The sequence below is a fragment of the Ruegeria sp. ABM4_193 genome (genome assembly GCF_056158705.1).
In genome coordinates, this window is record NZ_JBSWTT010000001.1 from 596,777 (window position 1) to 616,784 (window position 20,008).

The 20,008-nt window shown below is 56.2% G+C and carries 17 protein-coding genes; 14 read left to right on the forward strand and 3 right to left on the reverse strand.

The genetic code is table 11. The annotated features are described in order from the left end of the window. Window positions 1-227: 227 nt before the first annotated feature. The 3 genes from dnaE to ACXADZ_RS02945 all read left to right on the forward strand — a co-directional run bounded on the left by dnaE (window position 228) and on the right by ACXADZ_RS02945 (window position 4,415). Window positions 228-3,728, forward strand: a complete 3,501-nt coding sequence (gene dnaE, locus ACXADZ_RS02935; RefSeq protein WP_475192559.1) for a DNA polymerase III subunit alpha — start codon at window positions 228-230, stop codon at window positions 3,726-3,728. Between the two features lie 85 nt (window positions 3,729-3,813). Then, window positions 3,814-4,041 (forward strand): YMGG-like glycine zipper-containing protein, encoded by a 228-nt coding sequence (locus ACXADZ_RS02940; protein WP_171093435.1) that lies wholly within the window; start codon window positions 3,814-3,816, stop codon window positions 4,039-4,041. A gap of 5 nt (window positions 4,042-4,046) precedes the next feature. Next, window positions 4,047-4,415 carry a hypothetical protein gene (locus ACXADZ_RS02945; RefSeq protein ID WP_475192562.1) on the forward strand — a complete coding sequence of 123 codons (369 nt, stop codon included), beginning with the start codon at window positions 4,047-4,049 and terminating at the stop codon, window positions 4,413-4,415. Window positions 4,416-4,419: 4 nt separating this feature from the next. Here ACXADZ_RS02945 and ACXADZ_RS02950 read toward each other — a convergent pair whose 3' ends face one another. After that, window positions 4,420-4,614, reverse strand: coding sequence for a SlyX family protein (locus tag ACXADZ_RS02950; protein ID WP_170573549.1), 195 nt, complete (start codon window positions 4,612-4,614; stop codon window positions 4,420-4,422). Window positions 4,615-4,742: 128 nt separating this feature from the next. Between ACXADZ_RS02950 and hisS the strand changes: the two genes are divergently transcribed. Genes hisS through hisG form a run of 3 tightly spaced genes read left to right on the forward strand, consistent with a single transcriptional unit; the run spans window position 4,743 to window position 8,008 of the window. After that, window positions 4,743-6,230 (forward strand): histidine--tRNA ligase, encoded by a 1,488-nt coding sequence (hisS, locus tag ACXADZ_RS02955; RefSeq protein ID WP_475192564.1) that lies wholly within the window; start codon window positions 4,743-4,745, stop codon window positions 6,228-6,230. A 3-nt stretch (window positions 6,231-6,233) separates the two neighbouring features. Next, on the forward strand, window positions 6,234-7,322 hold the full coding sequence (locus ACXADZ_RS02960; protein ID WP_475192565.1) for an ATP phosphoribosyltransferase regulatory subunit: 1,089 nt from the start codon (window positions 6,234-6,236) through the stop codon (window positions 7,320-7,322). Continuing rightward, window positions 7,319-8,008, forward strand: coding sequence for an ATP phosphoribosyltransferase (gene hisG, locus ACXADZ_RS02965; protein WP_171093427.1), 690 nt, complete (start codon window positions 7,319-7,321; stop codon window positions 8,006-8,008). The genes ACXADZ_RS02960 and hisG overlap by 4 nt, the downstream gene beginning before the upstream one ends. Here hisG and ACXADZ_RS02970 read toward each other — a convergent pair. Continuing rightward, window positions 8,005-8,436, reverse strand: a complete 432-nt coding sequence (locus ACXADZ_RS02970) for a DUF1489 family protein (RefSeq protein WP_171093426.1) — start codon at window positions 8,434-8,436, stop codon at window positions 8,005-8,007. The genes hisG and ACXADZ_RS02970 overlap by 4 nt on opposite strands. A gap of 129 nt (window positions 8,437-8,565) precedes the next feature. Here ACXADZ_RS02970 and ACXADZ_RS02975 point away from each other — a divergent pair, with 129 nt between their 5' ends. From ACXADZ_RS02975 to ACXADZ_RS02995, 5 genes are all read left to right on the forward strand, one after another. Then, window positions 8,566-10,848 carry an adenosylcobalamin-dependent ribonucleoside-diphosphate reductase gene (locus ACXADZ_RS02975; protein WP_475192569.1) on the forward strand — a complete coding sequence of 761 codons (2,283 nt, stop codon included), beginning with the start codon at window positions 8,566-8,568 and terminating at the stop codon, window positions 10,846-10,848. A 388-nt stretch (window positions 10,849-11,236) separates the two neighbouring features. Continuing rightward, entirely contained in the window at window positions 11,237-11,506 is a 270-nt protein-coding gene (locus ACXADZ_RS02980; RefSeq protein WP_475192571.1) for a potassium channel family protein, read from the forward strand. 178 nt (window positions 11,507-11,684) lie between these two features. Beyond that, window positions 11,685-12,764: an AI-2E family transporter gene (locus ACXADZ_RS02985; protein ID WP_475192574.1), complete on the forward strand. Its 1,080-nt coding sequence runs from the start codon at window positions 11,685-11,687 to the stop codon at window positions 12,762-12,764. Further along, a complete protein-coding gene (locus ACXADZ_RS02990) occupies window positions 12,761-13,825 on the forward strand; it encodes an HlyD family secretion protein (protein WP_171669173.1) in 1,065 nt (354 codons plus the stop codon). The genes ACXADZ_RS02985 and ACXADZ_RS02990 overlap by 4 nt, the downstream gene beginning before the upstream one ends. Next, on the forward strand, window positions 13,815-14,825 hold the full coding sequence (locus ACXADZ_RS02995; RefSeq protein WP_475192576.1) for a DUF2955 domain-containing protein: 1,011 nt from the start codon (window positions 13,815-13,817) through the stop codon (window positions 14,823-14,825). The genes ACXADZ_RS02990 and ACXADZ_RS02995 overlap by 11 nt, the downstream gene beginning before the upstream one ends. Window positions 14,826-14,924: 99 nt before the next feature. Here ACXADZ_RS02995 and ACXADZ_RS03000 read toward each other — a convergent pair whose 3' ends face one another. Further along, a complete protein-coding gene (locus tag ACXADZ_RS03000; RefSeq protein WP_475192578.1) occupies window positions 14,925-15,938 on the reverse strand; it encodes an AraC family transcriptional regulator in 1,014 nt (337 codons plus the stop codon). 142 nt (window positions 15,939-16,080) lie between these two features. Here ACXADZ_RS03000 and ACXADZ_RS03005 point away from each other — a divergent pair, with 142 nt between their 5' ends. Genes ACXADZ_RS03005 through ACXADZ_RS03015 form a run of 3 tightly spaced genes read left to right on the forward strand, consistent with a single transcriptional unit; the run spans window position 16,081 to window position 19,443 of the window. Beyond that, the gene (locus ACXADZ_RS03005; RefSeq protein WP_475192580.1) at window positions 16,081-17,478 is read left to right on the forward strand and encodes an amidohydrolase family protein; all 1,398 of its coding nucleotides are present in this window, start codon (window positions 16,081-16,083) and stop codon (window positions 17,476-17,478) included. 25 nt (window positions 17,479-17,503) lie between these two features. Then, a complete protein-coding gene (locus tag ACXADZ_RS03010; RefSeq protein ID WP_475192582.1) occupies window positions 17,504-18,268 on the forward strand; it encodes a DUF3299 domain-containing protein in 765 nt (254 codons plus the stop codon). After that, window positions 18,265-19,443 carry a carbohydrate porin gene (locus ACXADZ_RS03015; RefSeq protein WP_475192584.1) on the forward strand — a complete coding sequence of 393 codons (1,179 nt, stop codon included), beginning with the start codon at window positions 18,265-18,267 and terminating at the stop codon, window positions 19,441-19,443. The genes ACXADZ_RS03010 and ACXADZ_RS03015 overlap by 4 nt, the downstream gene beginning before the upstream one ends. The last annotated feature ends 565 nt before the right edge of the window (window positions 19,444-20,008 follow it).

Sequence of the window (20,008 nt, forward strand, 5' to 3'; positions counted from 1 at the left end):
GGCAAGAAAAACTGCCTATATGATGTACCATTAAGAACGCACAGCATGCTTTTCCTGCTTTTGTGTAGAAGGCAGGCACCTGTAAATAAAGCGCTTTTTGAATGCGCAGCCCGTTCAATCCCGAAGCACCTTCTGAAAAAGCCGAATAATCAACGCCGATTTTTTGTGCATTCCAAAGCTGCGGTTCGCGCTTTTGCAACGCGACAGGCTGGGGTAGCTTAACCCGCATGAGCAGCAATCCTCGATTCATTCACCTCCGCGTTCACACCGAATATTCACTGTTGGAAGGCGCTGTGCGGCTGAAAAAGCTGCCCGCTTTGTGCGAGAAGATGGAGATGCCCGCCGTAGCCGTGACGGACACCAATTCGATGTTCTCGGCATTGGAGTTCTCGGTCACCGCAAGCGGCGCGGGTGTGCAGCCGATCATGGGGTGTCAGGTTGACCTGACCTATGTGCAGGCGCAACCGGGTGAGAAGCCCAAAGCGCCCGCGCCTTTGGTGTTACTGGCGCAATCCGAGGCTGGGTATGAAAACCTGATGAAGCTGAGTTCCTGCCTTTACGTGGACAAGGGCGGACAGCTGCCGCAGGTTACTTTCGAAGAGTTAGCGGATCGGTCGGACGGTTTGATTTGCTTGACCGGCGGTCCGGACGGGCCGGTTGGGATGCTGCTGCAACAGGGTCAACGTCCTGCGGCTGAGGCGCTGGTGGATCGGCTGGCGGGTATGTTCCCGGATCGCCTTTATATTGAGCTTCAGCGCCATCCGGGTGAGGACGGCCAGCCAGAAGCGGAACGCCTGACCGAGCGCGGCCATGTAGAGATGGCTTATGCCAAAAACCTGCCGCTGGTTGCCACCAATGACGTCTATTTTCCGACCTCGGACATGTATGAAGCGCATGATGCGCTGATCTGTATCGCCGAAGGGGCTTATGTTGACCAGCAAGATGGCCGCCGCCGCCTGACCGCGCAGCATTACTTCAAGTCGCAGCAGGAGATGGTGACGCTGTTCGCGGACCTTCCAGAAGCGATTGAGAACACGGTCGAGATTGCCAAGCGTTGTGCCTTTATGGCCTATCGCCGCGATCCGATCCTGCCGAAATTCGCCGATGACGAGGTCGCAGAACTGCGCCGTATCGCCAACGAGGGGTTGCAGAAACGTCTGGCAGTGATCCCACACGCGGTGACGCCCGAGGAATATCAGGAACGGTTGGATTTCGAACTGGGCATTATCGAAGGAATGGGGTTCCCGGGCTACTTCCTGATCGTTGCCGACTTTATCCAATGGGCCAAGGATGAGGATATCCCGGTGGGGCCTGGACGGGGCTCGGGCGCGGGTTCGCTGGTGGCCTATGCGCTCACAATCACCGACCTTGATCCGCTGCGCTATTCGCTGCTGTTCGAACGTTTCCTGAACCCCGAGCGGGTTTCGATGCCGGATTTCGATATCGACTTCTGCATGGACCGCCGCGAAGAGGTGATCCGTTACGTGCAGCAGAAATACGGGCGCGACAAGGTGGGGCAGATTATCACCTTTGGTGCGCTATTGTCGAAGGCCGCCGTGCGCGATATCGGGCGGGTTTTGCAGATGCCTTACGGGCAGGTGGACCGTTTGTCCAAGATGATCCCGGTTGAGGGCGTCAAACCTGTTTCCATTGAAAAAGCGCTGAAAGACGAGCCACGCCTGCGGGAAGAGGCGCGCAATGAAGAGGTGGTGGATCGCCTTCTGACCTACGGCCAACAGGTCGAAGGATTGCTACGCAACGCGTCGACCCACGCAGCGGGCGTTGTGATCGGGGATCGGCCTTTGGACGCGCTGGTGCCTTTGTATCAGGACCCGCGCTCGGACATGCCTGCGACTCAGTTCAACATGAAATGGGTGGAACAGGCCGGGCTGGTCAAATTCGACTTTTTGGGTCTGAAAACCCTGACCGTCATCCAGAACGCCATGGACCTGATCTTCAAGTCCGGTCGCCCTCTGCATATCGCTGCCGATGGCACCGAGCTTTACGAACCCGCTGAAGGGGCTGAGAACCAGATCAACGCCATCCCGCTGGACGATGAAGCTACATACAAGCTCTACTCGGCAGCCAAAACGGTGGCGGTGTTCCAGGTAGAATCTTCGGGGATGATGGATGCGCTCAAGCGCATGAAACCCACCTGTATCGAGGATATCGTGGCCCTTGTGGCGTTGTACCGTCCGGGTCCGATGGAAAACATCCCGACCTATTGTGAGGTGAAAAACGGTCTTCGCGAGATCACCTCGGTTCATCCACTGATCGACCATATCCTTGAGGAAACACAGGGCATCATCGTTTACCAGGAACAGGTGATGCAGATTGCACAGGTCATGGCGGGATACAGCCTTGGCGGTGCTGACCTGTTGCGCCGCGCGATGGGTAAGAAGATCAAGGAGGCGATGGACGCTGAGCGCCCCAAGTTTGAAAAAGGCGCGGGCGAGAACGGCGTGGATGCCAAGAAGGCCAGCGAGGTTTTCGACCTGCTGGAGAAATTCGCCAACTATGGCTTCAACAAATCCCACGCGGCCGCCTATGCGGTGGTCAGTTATCAGACCGGCTGGCTGAAGGCGAACCACCCGGTCGAGTTCATGGCGGGTGTCATGAACTGCGATATCCATCTGACCGACAAGCTGGCGATTTACTTCGAAGAAGTTCGTAAGGGGCTGGAATTGCCCTACGTGCCGCCATGTGTGAATCGTTCCATCGCGACGTTCGATGTAGTGAACGGTGAACTGGTTTATGCGCTGGGCGCGCTGAAAAACGTGGGCGTCGAGGCGATGAACCTTGTGGTTGAAGGGCGCGCGAAAAAACCGTTCGTCAACCTGTTTGACTTTGCGCGTCGTGTGGATCTGAAGAAAGTCGGCAAACGCCCGTTGGAAATGTTGGCGCGGGCCGGGGCGTTTGACGAGCTCGACAAAAACCGCCGCCGTGTGTTCGAAAGCCTTGATCGTCTGGTGCAGTATTCGGCGGCGATTCATGAACAAAAGAACTCGAACCAAGTGTCTCTGTTTGGTGAAGCCGGTGATGACCTGCCTGAACCTCGCCTTTCGCCGACACCGGATTGGCTGCCTGCTGAACGGTTGAGCGAAGAGTTCAAGGCGATCGGTTTCTACCTCTCCGGCCATCCGCTAGACGATTACATGCCTGCGCTTAAACGCAAACAGGTCCTGACGTTGGATGAGGTGATGGAAAAGGCCCGCTCTGGCCCACTGATCGCCAAGATGGCCGGTGTTGTCGCCGGACGGCAGGAACGGAAATCGGCCAAGGGCAACCGCTTTGCTTTTGCACAGCTCTCGGACCCAACAGGCGCTTATGAGGTCACGCTGTTTTCAGACACATTGGAGAAATGCCGCGAGTTTCTGGAAACCGGGGCGCAGGTCGTGTTGACGGCTGAGGCGACGATGGAGGCCGACCAGCTCAAGCTGCTGGGTCGGTCGGTTGGACCAGCGGATTCGCTGGTGGCCGAAGCCGGGGCAACCGGGCTGCGTATTTTCGTTGATGAGGCGCAGGCGGTGTCAACCGTCGCCAAAGTGCTGGAAGACGCCGCGACTGCTGCCAAAGGCGCAGCGCGAGGTCCGATCCAACTGCTGCTGCTGGACCCAAGCCTGCCGGGTGACGTTGAAATGGATCTTGGGCGCGAGTTTCCGATCAACCCGCAGATCAAAGGGGCGATCAAATCGCTGGAAGGTGTGATGAGCGTCGAAGAGATCTGACACCGCTTTGTTGCCAGACAGTTAGCGCCTCGTTAGGCTGATCTGATAGAAATGTCTTTAGGTCATGCCATGGGAGGGCATTGATATGACGTTTGCAGGTCTCACGTTCAGAACAGTTCTATTTGGTGCGGCAGCATCGCTGGCTTTGGTGTCCGCCTCAGCGGGTCTGGCGGATGACAAGGATGACAAGAAGAAAAAGCAGACGATTGAAGGTGCTTTGATCGGTGCTGGCGTAGGCGCTTTGATCGGTGACGGCAAAGGGGCGGCCATCGGCGGTGTAGCCGGTGCAATTATCGGACATAACTGGAAGTGATCGCCATGCGTATGACCCTAACCAAGACCTTTGTTGCAGGGATTAGCGTGTCTCTATCCGGCGCTGCGCTGGCTGATGAGGCGGCGGAGCAGATGGTGCAGGACGCACTACCTGTTATGCACTACACCTGCGCCTCGATTGCGGAAGAGGCAGATGGCGACGAAGCTTTTGTTGTGTCCGTTGTTGAGAAGATGACGGCTCTTTCAATCTACAACCGGCAAATCAACATCGAAGACCACGCGACGACTGATGAGGAAAAAACCCAGCTGCGCGAAACCTTCATCGCTGCTTTGTCCGAGGGGTGCGCGGCAGACAAGAACGCCCTTTTGGGTGGTGTCGTCGATAATGCGGTGAAATCAACGCTGGGGCTGTAGCGCCTCAGTAATGTGGCGGTCGTTCGTCACCAAAGACAACGCCGCCTGATCCTTCCTGCGCGCGTTCTGCCTCTCGTTGCAACAGCATCTCGACCCGACGCGTCAGGCGGTCGATCTCACCTTGCTGACGGGTGACAACCGTGTTCAGTTCTTCCACGGTACGGGTCAGATGGGCGATCTGTTCTTCCAGATGTTGCATAGGGTACTCCTTGATGTGCTGGTCATAGCGACCCTGTGCCGCCATGGCCAGCGAAAGCGCGCCTTGCCCCGATGCGGGCCATGGGATAGACCGCGCGCGGAACAAGGACACTCCCGAGGACGCCCCACATGGCCAAGCCCAAGAAACAGCCCCGCCCCAAGGCCGTAACGCCAAAAGGGTTTCGTGACTATTTCGGCGAGGAAGTCACGCAGCGCACCGAGATGCTGCGGACGATTGCGGGCGTGTATCATCGTTACGGGTTTGACGCCTTGGAAAGCAGCGCGGTTGAGACAGTCGAGGCGCTGGGCAAGTTCCTGCCCGACGTGGATCGCCCAAACGAAGGCGTCTTTGCCTGGCAGGAATTCGACGAAGGCGGCAACGGCGATTGGATGGCCCTGCGCTACGACCTGACCGCTCCGTTGGCCCGCGTCTACGCACAACACCGCAACGATCTGCCGACGCCCTATCGCCGCTATGCGATGGGTCCGGTCTGGCGTAACGAAAAGCCGGGGCCAGGGCGGTATCGCCAGTTCTATCAGTGTGATGCGGATACGGTCGGAACGGCCTCGATGGCTGCAGACGCCGAAATCTGTGCGATGCTGTCGGACACGCTCGAGACTGTAGGTATTCCGCGCGGTGACTATCTGGTGCGGGTCAATAACCGCAAGGTTCTGAACGGCGTGCTCGAGGCGATGGGCCTGGGCGAGGACGCCGCTGCCCGCGACAACGTTCTGCGCACCATCGACAAGTTCGATAAGGTGGGTGAGGCTGGCGTGCGTGAACTGCTGACCAAAGGCCGGTTGGATGCCTCGGGTGCGTTTATTGACGGCGTGGGTCTGAGCGACGATCAGGCCGAGCCGGTGATTGCGTTTTTGACCTCAAAGGCTGCGGATACTGCCGGAACGCTGGCCAACCTGCGCGCCGCTGTGGGCGACAGCAAGATCGGCGCGGATGGCATCGCCGAGTTGGAACAGATTGGCGCGCTGCTGGATGCAGGTGGCTATGGTTCGGACCGGATCGAGATTGATCCTTCGGTTGTACGTGGTCTGGGTTACTACACCGGCCCTGTCTACGAAGCCGAACTGACATTCGAGATTTTTGACGAGAAAGGCCGCAAGCGGCAGTTCGGGTCGGTCTCGGGTGGAGGGCGCTATGACGATCTGGTCAAACGCTTTACCGGGCAGGAGGTACCTGCGACCGGTATCTCGATCGGCGTTGACCGTCTACTGGCTGCTCTGCGTGAAAAGGGGCGGATCGCTGCCCAAGCAACAGGGCCTGTGGTTGTCACGGTCATGGATCGCGACCGGATGGCCGACTATCAAGCAATGGTGGCGGAGCTGCGTAACGCGGGCATTCGCGCCGAGGTCTATCTGGGCAATCCCAAGAACTTCGGCAATCAGCTAAAATACGCGGACAAGCGGAATTCTCCAATAGCAGTGATTGAAGGCGGTGACGAAAAAGCCAATGGCATCGTGCAGATCAAGGACCTGATCCTTGGTGCCAAGATCGCCGAAAGCGCCACGCTGGAGGAATGGAAAGAGCGCCCCAGCCAGTTCGAAGTGCCACGCGGTGATCTGGTCGCGAAGGTGCGCGAAATTCTGGACAGTCAGGACTGACCCATGCCCAACCGTTCCCAGATACAGGCCCGCGCCGCAATGATGCGTGTCCGGTTCGAGGCGGCTGGCGCTCAGGTCGTGGACACGCCCCTGTTGCAGCCGGCGGAAACTTTGCTGGATCTTTACGGCGAAGATATTCGCGCGCGCGCCTATGTGACGTCGGACGCCCTGCGCGGTGAACAGATGCTGCGCCCGGATTTCACGTTGCCCGTAGTGCAGATGCATATGAGCGACGGGGCCGAGCCCGCGCGCTATACCTATTCGGGTGAGGTTTTCAGGCGGCAGGAACACGACCCGGACCGGGCCAATGAGTACATTCAGGTCGGCTATGAAGTGTTTGACCGGAACGATCCCGCCGGGGCCGATGCCGAGGTCTTCTCGCTTTTTGCGCTACAACTGCGCGGTTTGCCGTTGCGCGCGGCCACCGGGGATATCGGTATCCTGACGGCCGCTGTGGCCGGGTTGCGCACGACCGAACGTCGCAAGGCCGCGCTGATGCGCCACCTGTGGCGGCCACGCCGGTTCCGTGTTCTGCTGGATCGTTACGCGGGCAGGACGCCAGAGCCCGAGCTGCGGTCTGATCTGCTGAACGCCACCGAACCGATGGTGTTTGGCGCGCCGATGATCGGTAAACGTCGGGCCTCGGAAATAGAGGCGCGGATCGAAGCTTTGCGCGAGGATCGTGAAACTCCGCCGATTTCTGACAGTGAGCTTGTCGGCTTGGAAACGCTGTTGAATGTGCGTGAGACTATGCCCTTCGCAATGGAGCAACTGCGCGACGTCGCGGTGGACTTGCCGCAGATCACCCCGGCGCTGGACCGGCTGGAGGCCCGCGTGGCCGCGTTGCAGGCGCGCGGTGTCGATGTCGCGCGGTTGGATTTTGAGGCCGCCTATGGCCGGACCTCGATGGAATATTACGACGGGTTTGTTTTTGGTTTTTATGCCGAAGGCCGCCCCGATCTGCCTCCGATCGCGACCGGCGGGCGCTATGATGCGCTGACGCGGCAACTGGGTAACGGGGCCGAAATCCCGGCCGTTGGGGGCGTGCTGCGGCCCGACCTGATGCTCGAGATCGAGGAGGGCGCGCAATGAGCCTGAAACTGGGTGTGCCCTCGAAAGGCCGGTTGATGGAAAAGACCTTCTCGTGGTTCGAGAAGCGCGGCATTGCTTTGTCCCGCAGCGGATCAGATCGGGAATATGCGGGCAAGGTCGAAGGGATCGATGGGGTCTCGCTGGTTCTGCTGTCTGCCGGAGAAATCCCGCGCGAACTGGCGGCGGGGCGGATCCACATGGGTGTCACCGGTATTGATCTGGTGCACGAGAAACTGCCGCGTTGGGAACAGCAGTTGGAAGAGATCTCGCAGCTGGGCTTTGGCAAGGCGGATCTGATCATTGCAACGCCGGCCTGTTGGGTCGATGTCGATACGCTTGACGATCTGGATGCCGCAGCTGCGGCGTTTCGCAAGACCCATGGCCACCGCCTTCGCATTGCGACCAAGTATCACCGGCTGGTGCGCGAGTTTCTGACCGATGCAGGTGTGGCCGATTACACTCTGGTCGACAGCCAAGGTGCGACCGAAGGCACGGTAATGAACGAAACCGCTGAGGCGATTGCCGACATCACCTCGACTGGCGAAACGCTGCGGGCCAACCACCTGAAAATCCTGTCTGACGGTCTGATCCTGCAATCGCAGGCCACGTTGTGGCGTAGCCGGGTTGCTAAATACGACGCGACGGAGAAGGCGGTTCTGTCTGACCTGCTGGATCGGCTGCGTTAAAGCACGCCTATCTCTGCCAGCGCGCGGTTGAGGTCATCCGGCAGGGCATCGTCCTGCTCGCGGTTTTTGGGCAAATCAGCTGGTGTGTCCTCAGGCTTGAGATAACGCCATCCCTGAAACGGGCGCTTCAGGGCGTTCTGAGTCCGATGGACCTCGGGGTCTAGCACAATAGCACAACGGCGGATGCCGTCCTCTCCGATCACCTCATCCAATCGCAGGATGCGCTGACGACACTGGATCACGCCTTTGATGACCCAATAGATTGAGCCGCCATTTAGAATCTCAGCCTCGCGCTTGGGCCACATGCGGGTCACGTGGCGCGGACAGCCGTCCTGATACAGGGGCTTTCTGCTGTCCTGCCAGGCTATCAGCGTATCGACGCTTTCTGACCCGACAGACAGTTTTATGAGGTTTACGTACTTATCCACAGCTTTCCCACAGAGTCGTCCCAAGGTCGATCTTTATATTGTAGCTCGTCATGCGCAGTCATCAAGGTGTTGTGGTCTGGGTGTGATTTAGGGTACTCTGGATACCTCTTTCAAAACAGGGAATCACCAATGAGCCGCTTTGCCGCCCCCATCGCCGAGCAGATCTGGGACATGAAATACCGCTTTAAACAAGCGGACGGCACACCCATCGATCAGACGGTCGAAGACAGTTGGCGACGTATTGCCCGCGATCTGGCGCGGGTCGAAAAAGACCCTTCGCATTGGGAAGAAGAGTTCTATCAGGCGCTGGAGGATTTCCAATACCTGCCAGCCGGGCGGATCACGGCGGGTGCGGGCACGGCGCGGCAGGTGACACTGTTCAACTGCTTCGTCATGGGCACCGTGCCCGACAGCATGGGCGGCATTTTCGATATGCTGAAAGAGGCCGCGCTGACCATGCAGCAGGGCGGGGGGATAGGGTATGATTTCTCGACCATCCGACCGCGCGGTGCAGATGTTAAAGGCGTCGCGGCAGATGCCTCGGGCCCGCTGAGCTTCATGGATGTTTGGGATGCGATGTGCCGCACGATCATGTCCGCAGGCTCGCGCCGTGGGGCGATGATGGCGACCATGCGCTGTGACCACCCTGATATCGAACAGTTTATCACCGCCAAGTCCGACCCGGCCCGTCTGCGCATGTTCAACATGTCGGTGCTGGTAACCGATCCTTTCATGGAGGCCGTCAAGGCCGATGGCCCGTGGGAGCTGGTGTTTGGCGACAAGGTCTATCACACCGTTCAGGCGCGTGATCTGTGGAACAAGATCATGCAGGCGACTTATGATTACGCCGAGCCGGGCGTGATTTTCATCGACCGCATCAATCAGGCCAACAACCTCAGCTATGTTGAGACTATCGCAGCCACCAATCCGTGTGGCGAGCAGCCTCTGCCACCTTATGGCGCGTGTCTGTTGGGCTCGATCAATCTGGCGCGGCTGGTCGCGGACCCGTTTGAGGACGCAGCCCATCTGGACGAGGAGGCTTTGCAAAAGCTTGTCGCCACCGCTGTTCGGATGATGGATAACGTGGTGGATGCCTCGAAATTCCCGCTGGCTGAGCAAGAAGCCGAGGCCCAGGACAAGCGCCGTATCGGTCTTGGCGTAACCGGTCTGGCGGATGCGCTGCTGATGCTGGGCTTGCGCTATGGCTCGGACGAGGCGGCGCGCCAGACCGAGCGCTGGTTGCACGCAATCGCCCGCGCCGCGTATCTGGCGTCGGTCGACTTGGCGAAGGAAAAAGGGGCGTTCCCCCTGTTCAACGCCGAGAAATATTTGGCCAGCGGTACAATGCTTCAGATGGATGAGGATGTGCGCGGTGCGATCCGAGATCATGGTATCCGCAATGCGCTTCTGACCTCGATTGCGCCGACCGGGACGATCTCTTTGTATGCGGGCAATGTGTCGTCGGGAATCGAGCCGGTCTTTGCCTATGCTTATACGCGCAAGGTTTTGCAGAAAGACGGTTCGCGGACCGAAGAAGAGGTCGTGGATTACGCGGTGCAGATGTGGCGCGACAAGTTCGGTGACACAGAACTGCCGGACTATTTCGTCAACGCGCAAACCTTGTCCCCGTCCGATCACGTCAAAATGCAGGCGGCGGCGCAGAAATGGATCGACAGTTCGATTTCCAAGACGATCAACTGCCCCGAAGATATCAGCTTTGACGCCTTTAAAGACGTCTATATGCAGGCTTGGGATCAGGGCTGCAAAGGCTGCACCACCTACCGCCCGAATGATGTGACCGGCTCGGTCCTGACCGTTTCGGAAAGCGATGATAAAGCGCCGGGAGAAAGCGCGGATGCACCGCATGAGGTCGATGGTGGAGACGTGATTTACATGTCTGAACCGCTGGACCGTCCGCAGGCATTGGAAGGGTCCACATACAAGTTGAAGTGGCCCGACAGCGAGCATGCGATTTACCTGACCATCAACGATATCGTCATCGGAAGTCGCCGCCGCCCCTTCGAGGTGTTCATCAATTCGAAGAACATGGAGCATTATGCCTGGACGCTGGCGCTGACCCGCATGATCTCGGCCGTGTTCCGGCGCGGTGGGGATGTGTCCTTTGTCGTCGAAGAGCTGAAGGCCGTGTTCGACCCGCGCGGTGGGGCCTGGGTGCAAGGGAAATACATCCCGTCGATATTGGCCGCTATTGGCGGTGTGATCGAGCAGCACATGATCAATATCGGTTTTCTGGAAGGCGAGGGGATGGGTCTGAAATCCGACCCGCAGGCACAAGTCGTCAACATGGACGCGCCACGCGGCAAAGCCTGCCCGTCCTGTGGTCAGTATGACATGGTGATGATCGAGGGTTGCATGACCTGCCGCAGTTGCGGGCATTCTAAATGCGGCTAAACCGTCGCCTGCCGCACTAATGTGATATTGCGAAAGCGCGCATCAGTCTGCAACTTAACCAGTTGCAGATTGAAGTTCTGAACACAAAAGATTGCCATCGCTCTCTGAGGGCGGTGGCTTTTCTGTTTCGAACCGGACAGCGCTTCCACCATTTGCTTCGAGCCGGGTGATCTGCGAAGCGCACAGATTGCAGCGTATCGATTTTTCTGAGTTGAATCTTAACCCCAACCAACATGCGATCCTGGAAGGAAAGAGCGACCTTAAACTGAGCGCTCAGACTTTAAATTCAAAAAACACTATGTAGAAATGCATTTAAAGGTATTGTGGTGTTATGAACTCGTTAACCAGAATAACACGAGGGATAGGCGTCGCCTTTAAGGATGGCAGGGTGAAGGGCCTGCTAGCCTTCACTACTGGTATGATCCTGTGGGCATCGGTGTTTTACCATTATGTCGAAGGTTGGAGCTGGCTGGATTCTATCTACTTTTCTGTTGTGACAATCTCCACGGTTGGGTTCGGTGACTTTTCTCCTGAAACCGCGGCGGGGAAGATTTTTACGATGGTGTATATCATTGTTGGCCTCGGTATCTTTGTAACCGCAGCGACAACTGTGGCGGATACGATCCTGTCGCAGGACGACGACAAAAAGCAAAAATAAGCAGCGCCAAGTTGAGTCGGTTCTTCTACGGCGCAGACTGCAATGCGCTTCATGAAATTGAATCGCAGCCGGGCTTCTCAAAACTCTTCAACTTACTAACGTCTTTTGCGGGCTAAAAAATATACATATTACGTTTTTTGAGTATAATCTACACAAAACAAGTTTTTGGAGGGATGGTATGGAAAAGACTCAAGATGCGAAGATTGTCGATCTTGCGATACGGTTGCTCTTTCTCGGATTGTTCCTCTACAGCGCTTTGGTCATGGTTGCCCCGCTTGCCAGTGTGGTCATCTGGGCCACGATCCTGTGCGTCGCGCTCTATCCTGTTTTCGATTGGCTGCAATCCAAGATGGGAGGGCGGAAAAAGCTTGCTGCGACAATCCTTGTTTTACTGGGCCTGGTATTGACCCTTGGACCGGTCGCAACGGCTGTATCCGGTGCCGCAGAACTTGGGTCAGATTTTGCAGAACAAGCCGACAGAGGTGAGTTGAAAATCCCACCGGCACCAGAAGGCCTTAAGGAACTGCCGTTGGTCGGAAATAAAATTTCCGAAGTTTGGGGAATGTTTGAGCGCAATCTGGACGGCGCGTTGGCAAAATACGGTGCGCAAATCCTTGAGATCACCAAGTCGCTTTTTGGAAAGGTTCTGGGGATCGGTATCGGACTACTCGGTCTTGCTTTATCCGTTTTGATCATGGGGGCCCTGTTCAGCCCCGGACCAACACTGGTTCAAGGTTTGCAGCGTTTTGCGAACCGTGTTTTCGCTCCGCGTGGCGGCGAATTCATTACACTGGCCGGAGCAACAATCCGAAACGTGACCAAAGGCGTGATCGGCGTGGCGGCCATTCAGGCCTTCGTTGTTTGGATATTGCTGGTTCTCTTTGGGATTTCATCGGCTGCAACGTTGGCATTTATCTGCCTGATACTCTCGATCATTCAGATTGGGCCCGGTTTGGTTCTTTTGCCAGTTATCATCTACGCATGGAGTTCGATGTCCGGGGGTGCGGCTTTGATCTTCACAATATTGGCCATTCCCGTTGCCATAATGGACAGCTTCCTGAGACCAGTGTTCATCTCAAAAGGTCTTGAGACACCCATGCTGGTTATCCTGATCGGTGTTCTCGGAGGCATGATGGCTTACGGTCTGATCGGCATATTTATGGGGCCGGTTCTGTTCGCCGTCTTTTATGAGTTGTTCAAGGTCTGGATCGACTCCCCACCCGCAACTGAAGGTGTTGCGGACGGAGAAGCAAAATGAGGAAGACGATTTGGACAACTCTGGCCGTCATTCTGATCTTTCTGATCTGGTACCTCGTCGCTGACCGAAAAACACCGTTCACCGGAAATGCCAGAGTAAAGGCCATCGCGACCCAGATCGTACCGCAGGTCACTGGGACAGTGACCGAGGTTCTTGTTGAAAACGGTCAGGTCGTATCGGCAGGAGATGTACTGGTTCGGATTGACCCAAGACCTTATGAAATCGACCGCGACAAGGCCGAAGCTGATCTGGAAGCAGCCACACAGGAAGTGGGGGCATCCTCGGCTGAGGTAAGTGCTGCACAAGCCAAACTGGCCAGGGCGCAAAGTGATCTTGATACGATGCGTATTCAAACCGAGCGTGTGTTTGCCCTTGAAAAGAAAGGGTTGATCGCCGTTTCAAAGGCCGATGACGCACGCGGTCAGCTTGCAGAATCTGAAGCGAATTTCGAAAATGCCAAAGCGGATTTGGAAAAAGCCAAGCAAAGGCTGGGTGATGACGGTATAGAAAACCCAAAAATTCAGCGCGCGTTGGCGGCGTTGGCAGATGCAGAGCTGAACCTTGAATGGACGGAATTGCGGGCCCCGGCGACGGGCGTGATATCCAATCTTTTGATCGCCCCCGGTACATATGCCAGATCCGGTCAGGACCTGTTGACGTTTTTGGATGCAACGGATGTCTGGGTTGAGGCTTACTTTACCGAGAATAACCTTGGCCGCGCTTCGGTGGGATCGCCGGTTGACGTCGTGCTGGACATGCACCCCGGCAAAATTGTACCGGGTGTGATTGAGAGTTTTAGCGCGGCCGTATCCCTGAGTGGTGGGGATGAGCCGGGACAATTGGCCAGCCCGCCCAGCACCAAAGGCTTTCTGCGCGAACCGGAACGATTTCCGGTGCGGATCGTTCTGCCAGGATATGAGGCCGGAAACGCCGAAGATGATCTTCGCTTCCAACTTAACGGCCAGGCTGATGTGATAATGTATCTGAGCGACAACTCGCTTCTGAACATGGTCGGTCGGACCTACATTCGCCTGGTTTCCATCCTGTCCTATGCGTACTGAGGACAGGAATTCCGTTATCCGGCTTGCACTGGGTGTGACCGGTGTCTTCGCCTTGGGCTTGTTTTTGGGGTGGCCGCTTGCCGTGGTTGGGGCTGTGTTCACCGCCCTTTTCCTTCAGGCCCCTGCTGCGTTGCCGTTGGCGGCCTTCGCGAAACTGTTCGTCTTTTCGATCGGATTGATGTTCATTTCCTTCCTGCTGTCGTCGGTCTTTGCGCCATATCCCGTTGTGTTCCTCATTCTGGTGGCCATCGGGATTATCCTGTCCTTCATGTGGTCGGTTTCAGGGGCAGGCGTTCTGCCCGGTGTCATCGCCCTGATGGGGGCATTGATGATTCCAAATCTTGTTTTGCAATCACAGGATTTGGCGTTGGTGCTTGTGTTCTGGATACCATTGAACCTGCTATTTGCAGGTTTCGTATCGACCCTGATGTTTGTGTTGCTACCCGCCGAACCTCAGACGGGTGCTCAGAAGAAAGCCGCGGCGTCTTCGGACTTTGATCCCAATCGGCGGATTGTAAGAATGTCGCTTGTTACGGTGCCGTTTGCCATGGCGTTTTTTATCTCTGGCGCGTCTGCTTTGTTGGTCCTGTTCTTTGTTGCGCTTCTGAGCCAGCAACTTGCTGCAATGCCATCGATGGGCAAAACGGTTGCCAAAGCCATGCTGACGGCAAACCTTCTCGGAGCGGCAATATCAATCATCTGCTACGAGCTAAACGTCATCGCGCCAGTCATTCTGACACCGATCCTGGTATGCCTGTTTTTCTGCCTGTCACTCGGGGCCCTTGGAAAAACTCAGACCCCGCTGGCTGCAGCGGCAGGTTCGGCGTTAACGACGGTACTTATCGTTTATGGCGGGTCGATTTCTCCGTTTTCGGATGAGGCGGACGTCAAAAGCATCACGCGCGTTTTTCAAGTCGCCAGCGCCGCTTTCTTTGTCATTGCGGCATATGTCGTTGTTGATGAGTTCTGGCCGGAAAGAAAGCAACGCGCAGCTCAGTGACCTCCCGAGGTAAACCGGGTTTGCCAAAAGTCCGGCAATTGCTCAGGCGATATTCGCGCAAACGGAACGTAAGCGGATGCAGCGCGGGATATTGCGTGTTTACTTTGACTTCTGTTCCAAGCGGTACTGCGTCGGCGTTGTGCCGGTTTGCCCGCGGAAAAACCGGGTGAAATGGGACTTGTCCGAATAGCCGAGCGTTAGTCCAATCTCGGCAATTGTCATTGCACCCTCTTTCAGATGTTCTTTGGCGACATCGACGCGCAGCCGTTTTATTTCGCGGGGCAGTGTTGTGGCTTGCTGCTGGAGTGCTCGGGAAAACCGTTCTGGTGGTATACCCAGCAACCCGGCCACCACCACTGGCCCTAAATCGGCTTCATCCAACTTGTCGCGCAAGACAGATCGCAATGCGGCGACCACGGTCACTTCTTCCTTTTCCCGAACTGAGGCGATAGGCGCGGTCGATGCGTTTGAAACGTGGTTCAGGAACAGCCATTCCACGGGAAAACTGATTTGCATCCCGGGGTCGGTTCCAAGGCCGACCTCGATCCCTTTGTAGTCTAGTGGCAGGCCGTTGATGTATCTGCTTTCCCAACGCACTTGCGCGGGGTCCCAGGAACTTCCGACAACGGTTTGCAACAGACGCACGTATATTGCGGCCCCAAAACCTGTGACCTGAATAGGTTGAACCGTTGGTTCCTGTTGTCTCTCGATCCGATAAATCGCTTTGTCGGCTTCTATAACGAGACTGTGCCGCACAGAGTTGGATTCCTGCGGAACAAGCCCAACAAAACGCGCAAAAAATTCGAAAAGCGTTGTTGTCGATTGCAAGGCATCAGCGAACGGAGGCCATCCTTGCAGATCGAATGTTTCCCCTACATTCAGTCCAAGAAATCGGTCGCCCGACAATTCAGAGAAGGCGTTCAACAGACCATAGACCAACTCTGAGTGGACATAGACAGAAGGGTCAGACAACAGTTCAGCTTTCAATCCGACCTGATCCAAAGCTGGTTGTGGATTGATCCCTCGGGTGGTGAGAAACTGCAAAAACGGGGCCGCTAAAGCAAGGCGGATAAAGCCTTCGCTGTGTTCTTGAAAGGTTGAGTTGAACGGCAAGCTTGTCACCTTTGGTTGGACCAGCAGTTTTACTCGGTGGCCACTTTAGCCTTCATATTCGAACATCTTAATGCAAAAGTGGCAACCGACCTAAAAGTTTCCACTCTACAGTTATAGAAACATGAATATGAGGAGAGACCTTATGTCTGGCTCACGAATGTCCTTTTTCGCGTCAGTGACTGCCGCATCGGTTTTGATTTTTCCATTGGTTGCTTCGGCTCAGGATCAGGACGAGCCGCAAACGTTGTTCACCAACGTCCATGTCTTCGATGGCGTGAATGAGCAGCGTATCGAAAATGCGAGTGTTCTTGTTGAAGGCAACCTGATCAAGGCGGTTTCCGTCGACGCGATCGATGCACCCAACGCAACTGTCATTGACGGTGGTGGGCGAACGCTGACGCCCGGCTTCATTGAACTTCACGCTCACCTTATGCTGATGGGTCCGACGCTGCCGGCGATGGAGGCCAACACGACATGGGAGGATTTTGCCATTCACGGTGCGCGGATGGCCGAGATGTATTTGATGCAGGGTTTCACCACAGTCAGGGATGCGGGTGGCGCCAATGGCGGGCTGCGAAGGGCCATTGATGCAGGGCAAATCGACGGCCCCCGGTACTATCCTTCCGGGGCATTTATCGGAACACGGGGTGGCCACGCAGACTTCGCAAATTTCACTGCTCCACCGGGCGCTGAAACGAACATGGGCCGTCTGAACCTGGCGCAAGAGATCAGCGGTGTCGATGACGTCTATAAGTTCGCGCGCAACAACTTTCGCATGGGCGCAACGCAGTTGAAATTCATGCAATCCGGCGGCGTGGTTTCGGCCTTTGATCCATGGCAATTGCTGGCTGGATCGCCAGAGGAAATCAAAGCAGCCGTGCAAGTCGCAAATGAATATGGCAGCTACGTCATGGCGCATTCTTACCGAAAAGAAGCAATCTTGAATGCGCTGGATGCAGGTGTGATGTCGATCGAACATGGGTTCTCGTTCGATTGTGAAATCGCTGAGGTCATGAACGAAAAGGGGGCATACATCACGACCAACCTGACAGCCTTTGATCCCGGTTTGCTTGATATTCCTGCGGTGGCAAACGTCCCGTCCAGCCTTGCCAAAGCGAAATCCGCCTCGGCCACATTTGCGGGCTATATCGACAACATGAAGGAATGCCCGGTGAAGCGAGGGTTCCAGACAGACTGTGTAGGGTCGGTGGAGGCGTGCAATATCCAGATTGCCTACGAAAAACACCTGAACAATGAATTTTTCGGCCCGTTCACCTCGTTGGTGACGCTGACATCGACAGGTGGAGAGGTGGTCGCTTTGTCAGGTGACTTTATGAACCCGTATACGGCTGGAAAGCTTGGTGTGATCGAAGCTGGCGCTTATGCCGACATCCTTTTGATTGATGGAAATCCTCTCGAAGACTTCTCTGTCGTCGGGACGGGCGATCAATGGTTTGGTGCGGACCCAAGGCCGGAAAGCCCTGAAACGATCCGCCTGATTATGAAGGATGGCGTGATATACAAAAATACGCTGGACTGATTGATTCCGCAGCCGGAGGGTGTTCATGCGCAATTGGTTACGATCCATAATAGTCGCAGGGTTGGTTTGGTGTGCTCCCCCCGCGTTGGCCGCGAATGGGGTTGCGGTGGACTGGGCGGACCTTCCAGACCCATCCGCGCAAGTCTTTGAAGACCCTTATCGAGATCTCAGCCCGGAACAGTTTGACGATGTTCTGTTTGTTGTCCGACTGCGCGGCAGGATAGAGCAGGGCAATGGCAGCGAAGAAGAACGGCAGAAATGGCAAGAACTGCTGGCTGAGACTGAGGATGCTTTGGCCGCAGAGGACATTGATATCGACTGGCTGCTCGATCAGCGAGAGGTCGTGACAGAACGCCGAAGAAAAGCAGCAACGGATGGAAATCCGCAACATAACGGCCAGATCGTCACACTGGCCGGCTTTGCCATTCCAGCCCCAAGTGATCCTGACGGGCGACCTGTGGCCTACTTGGTGCCAGAGCGTGGGATGTGCAGCCACATGCCTCCGCCTCCTCCTAACCAGATGATCCGTGTGCGGTTGAACGACGATTGGGCACCTAGCTATTATCATGAACCGGTAAGACTGACGGGCAGGCTGACAATTGACCCGTCCGTTCACAGCATGATGGTCGTGGATGGCCTGATGCCCATGAGCGCGACATTCCAACTGGAAACGGACAGTGTTGAAACCCTAGAAACCGAGGCGGACAGGTTGGAGTGGAAACAGCGTGCCGCTGATCGCATCCGCGCGGCAGGTGATCGCAAGACGGGCGGGGCAAGAGCGTCCGAATGATAAAGAACCTGCTTACTGCCTTGGTCATTTCATCCGCTGGCACGGCCTCGGCCCAAGGATTGTCTGGCCCCTCTTCGGTGCAAGCCGAGCTTGAACCCGGCGACGGATTGACCGATCCGCAATACCGTTCAGATTTTCCGCGCAACGTAGCCCCGGGTTGGTTTTCGTGGAAAGACCGGCTGGCCGAGGATGGGTTTCGGTTCAACATTGATTACTTGGCACTTGGGCAAACCACGAATGCTGATCTGGGCACTGGTGAGGCAGCCAGCGGAATTGCTCGGTTCTATGGCAGTTGGCAGGCAACCGAGCGTGGCTCTGTGACATTCAAGATCGAGCAGCGACACAGTTATACCGGCGTTGCCCCCCAATTTCTCGGGCTTGATGGTGGTGCCCTTTCGATCACGGGGACAGCGTTCAACGATAGCGGTTTGTTACTTACCAACCTGTTTTGGACCCAAAGGGCCGAGAACGGTTCATGGACGCTGCAAGTTGGGCAGATCGATGTCACGGACTTCGTGGACATCTATGGGTTGGTCAGTCCCTACAGCGGGTTCCAGAACCTGTCCTTCAACACCAACCCGACGATCAATACACCCAATCAAGGATTGGGGATCGCAGGTGGGGTTAAGCTAAGCGAAAATTTCTACGCTGTTGCGAGCGTGTCGGACGCGAACGCCGACCCGTCTGACCCTAATTTCGATGTGTTCAGCGACGGCAATCTCTTCAAATCGCTCGAACTTGGGTACACTTCCGGCTTTGATCGTATCTATTTTGACAATATTCACCTGACTTTGTGGCATGCGGATGCGGCTGATGATGGCAGCCGAGCGGAAGACTATGGCGCGGCGTTTTCTGCGGCATGGTTTGTCGACAATAAGTGGATGCCGTTCTTTCGGGCAGGGGCCTCAAAAGGAACGGCAGCGCTGTATGATCGGTCGATCTCTGCCGGTCTGGGATATTACGGTCGCAATACCGATCTGGCCGGCCTTGGCCTGAACTGGGCCGAAGCCAGGGGCATAGACGGGACACAGTTCACGCTTGAAGCTTTCTACCGGTTTTCAATCTCACCGGGATTGCAGATCACACCATCGGTGCAGTTCATTTCCAACCCACTGCTGAACCCCACTCAGGACAGCATTACGCTGTTCGGCCTAAGAACCCGGATCGTTTTCTGAGGGGGGTAATGCAGCCGCAAAACAAAGAAGCTAAGGCGGCTTTGCCAAGAAGACCCTGTTGGCCTTAGGCGGGCAACCGGAGGCGCGTAAATGAACATCGAGCCTGCCAGAGTGCCTCGAGATTAGAGACAAACGCTGCGCCGAAGTTGGAGGTTGCCGTGTAATGGCTCCGTTGTGTCAAAAATAATGTAAGAGAAAAAGAGTTAAATATGAGGCGAGTGTTACACCCTGCGGAGATCACGAAACCCCTTCCGGGTATGTCATGCCCCGCTAGCTAAACTTTTTCTCCGGAACACTCATCCTGAAGTGTATCCTGTCATAAGGGGGGGGAACTAAACCTTCAGGGGGGGAACTAAACCTTCATTTCCATGAACGCAGAGCCGACCATCAATCGTCTGGTTGGTTTTTCCTTAAGACGCCCAAGAACGGCGACTTCGGCGCGCGGCGTCGCAGCATCTTTTGTATTGGTTGGATGATAGCTTCGGGCCGTCGACGCTGGTATTCGTCGCGACGCCGTTCCGTATTGTCGCTATGGCCCCCACTGCAGAAAGGATCCCATTCTCTC

Coding starts and splice junctions, on each gene's coding strand:
- ACXADZ_RS02975 (WP_475192569.1), top strand. CDS start 8,566: ATGAGCCGCTTTGCCGCCCCCATCGCCGAGCAGATCTGGGACATGAAA.
- ACXADZ_RS03005 (WP_475192580.1), top strand. CDS start 16,081: ATGTCTGGCTCACGAATGTCCTTTTTCGCGTCAGTGACTGCCGCATCG.
- hisG (WP_171093427.1), top strand. CDS start 7,319: ATGAGCCTGAAACTGGGTGTGCCCTCGAAAGGCCGGTTGATGGAAAAG.
- ACXADZ_RS03010 (WP_475192582.1), top strand. CDS start 17,504: ATGCGCAATTGGTTACGATCCATAATAGTCGCAGGGTTGGTTTGGTGT.
- ACXADZ_RS02990 (WP_171669173.1), top strand. CDS start 12,761: ATGAGGAAGACGATTTGGACAACTCTGGCCGTCATTCTGATCTTTCTG.
- hisS (WP_475192564.1), top strand. CDS start 4,743: ATGGCCAAGCCCAAGAAACAGCCCCGCCCCAAGGCCGTAACGCCAAAA.
- ACXADZ_RS02995 (WP_475192576.1), top strand. CDS start 13,815: ATGCGTACTGAGGACAGGAATTCCGTTATCCGGCTTGCACTGGGTGTG.
- ACXADZ_RS03015 (WP_475192584.1), top strand. CDS start 18,265: ATGATAAAGAACCTGCTTACTGCCTTGGTCATTTCATCCGCTGGCACG.
- ACXADZ_RS02945 (WP_475192562.1), top strand. CDS start 4,047: ATGCGTATGACCCTAACCAAGACCTTTGTTGCAGGGATTAGCGTGTCT.
- ACXADZ_RS02950 (WP_170573549.1), bottom strand. CDS start 4,614: ATGCAACATCTGGAAGAACAGATCGCCCATCTGACCCGTACCGTGGAA.
- ACXADZ_RS02985 (WP_475192574.1), top strand. CDS start 11,685: ATGGAAAAGACTCAAGATGCGAAGATTGTCGATCTTGCGATACGGTTG.
- ACXADZ_RS02940 (WP_171093435.1), top strand. CDS start 3,814: ATGACGTTTGCAGGTCTCACGTTCAGAACAGTTCTATTTGGTGCGGCA.
- ACXADZ_RS02960 (WP_475192565.1), top strand. CDS start 6,234: ATGCCCAACCGTTCCCAGATACAGGCCCGCGCCGCAATGATGCGTGTC.
- dnaE (WP_475192559.1), top strand. CDS start 228: ATGAGCAGCAATCCTCGATTCATTCACCTCCGCGTTCACACCGAATAT.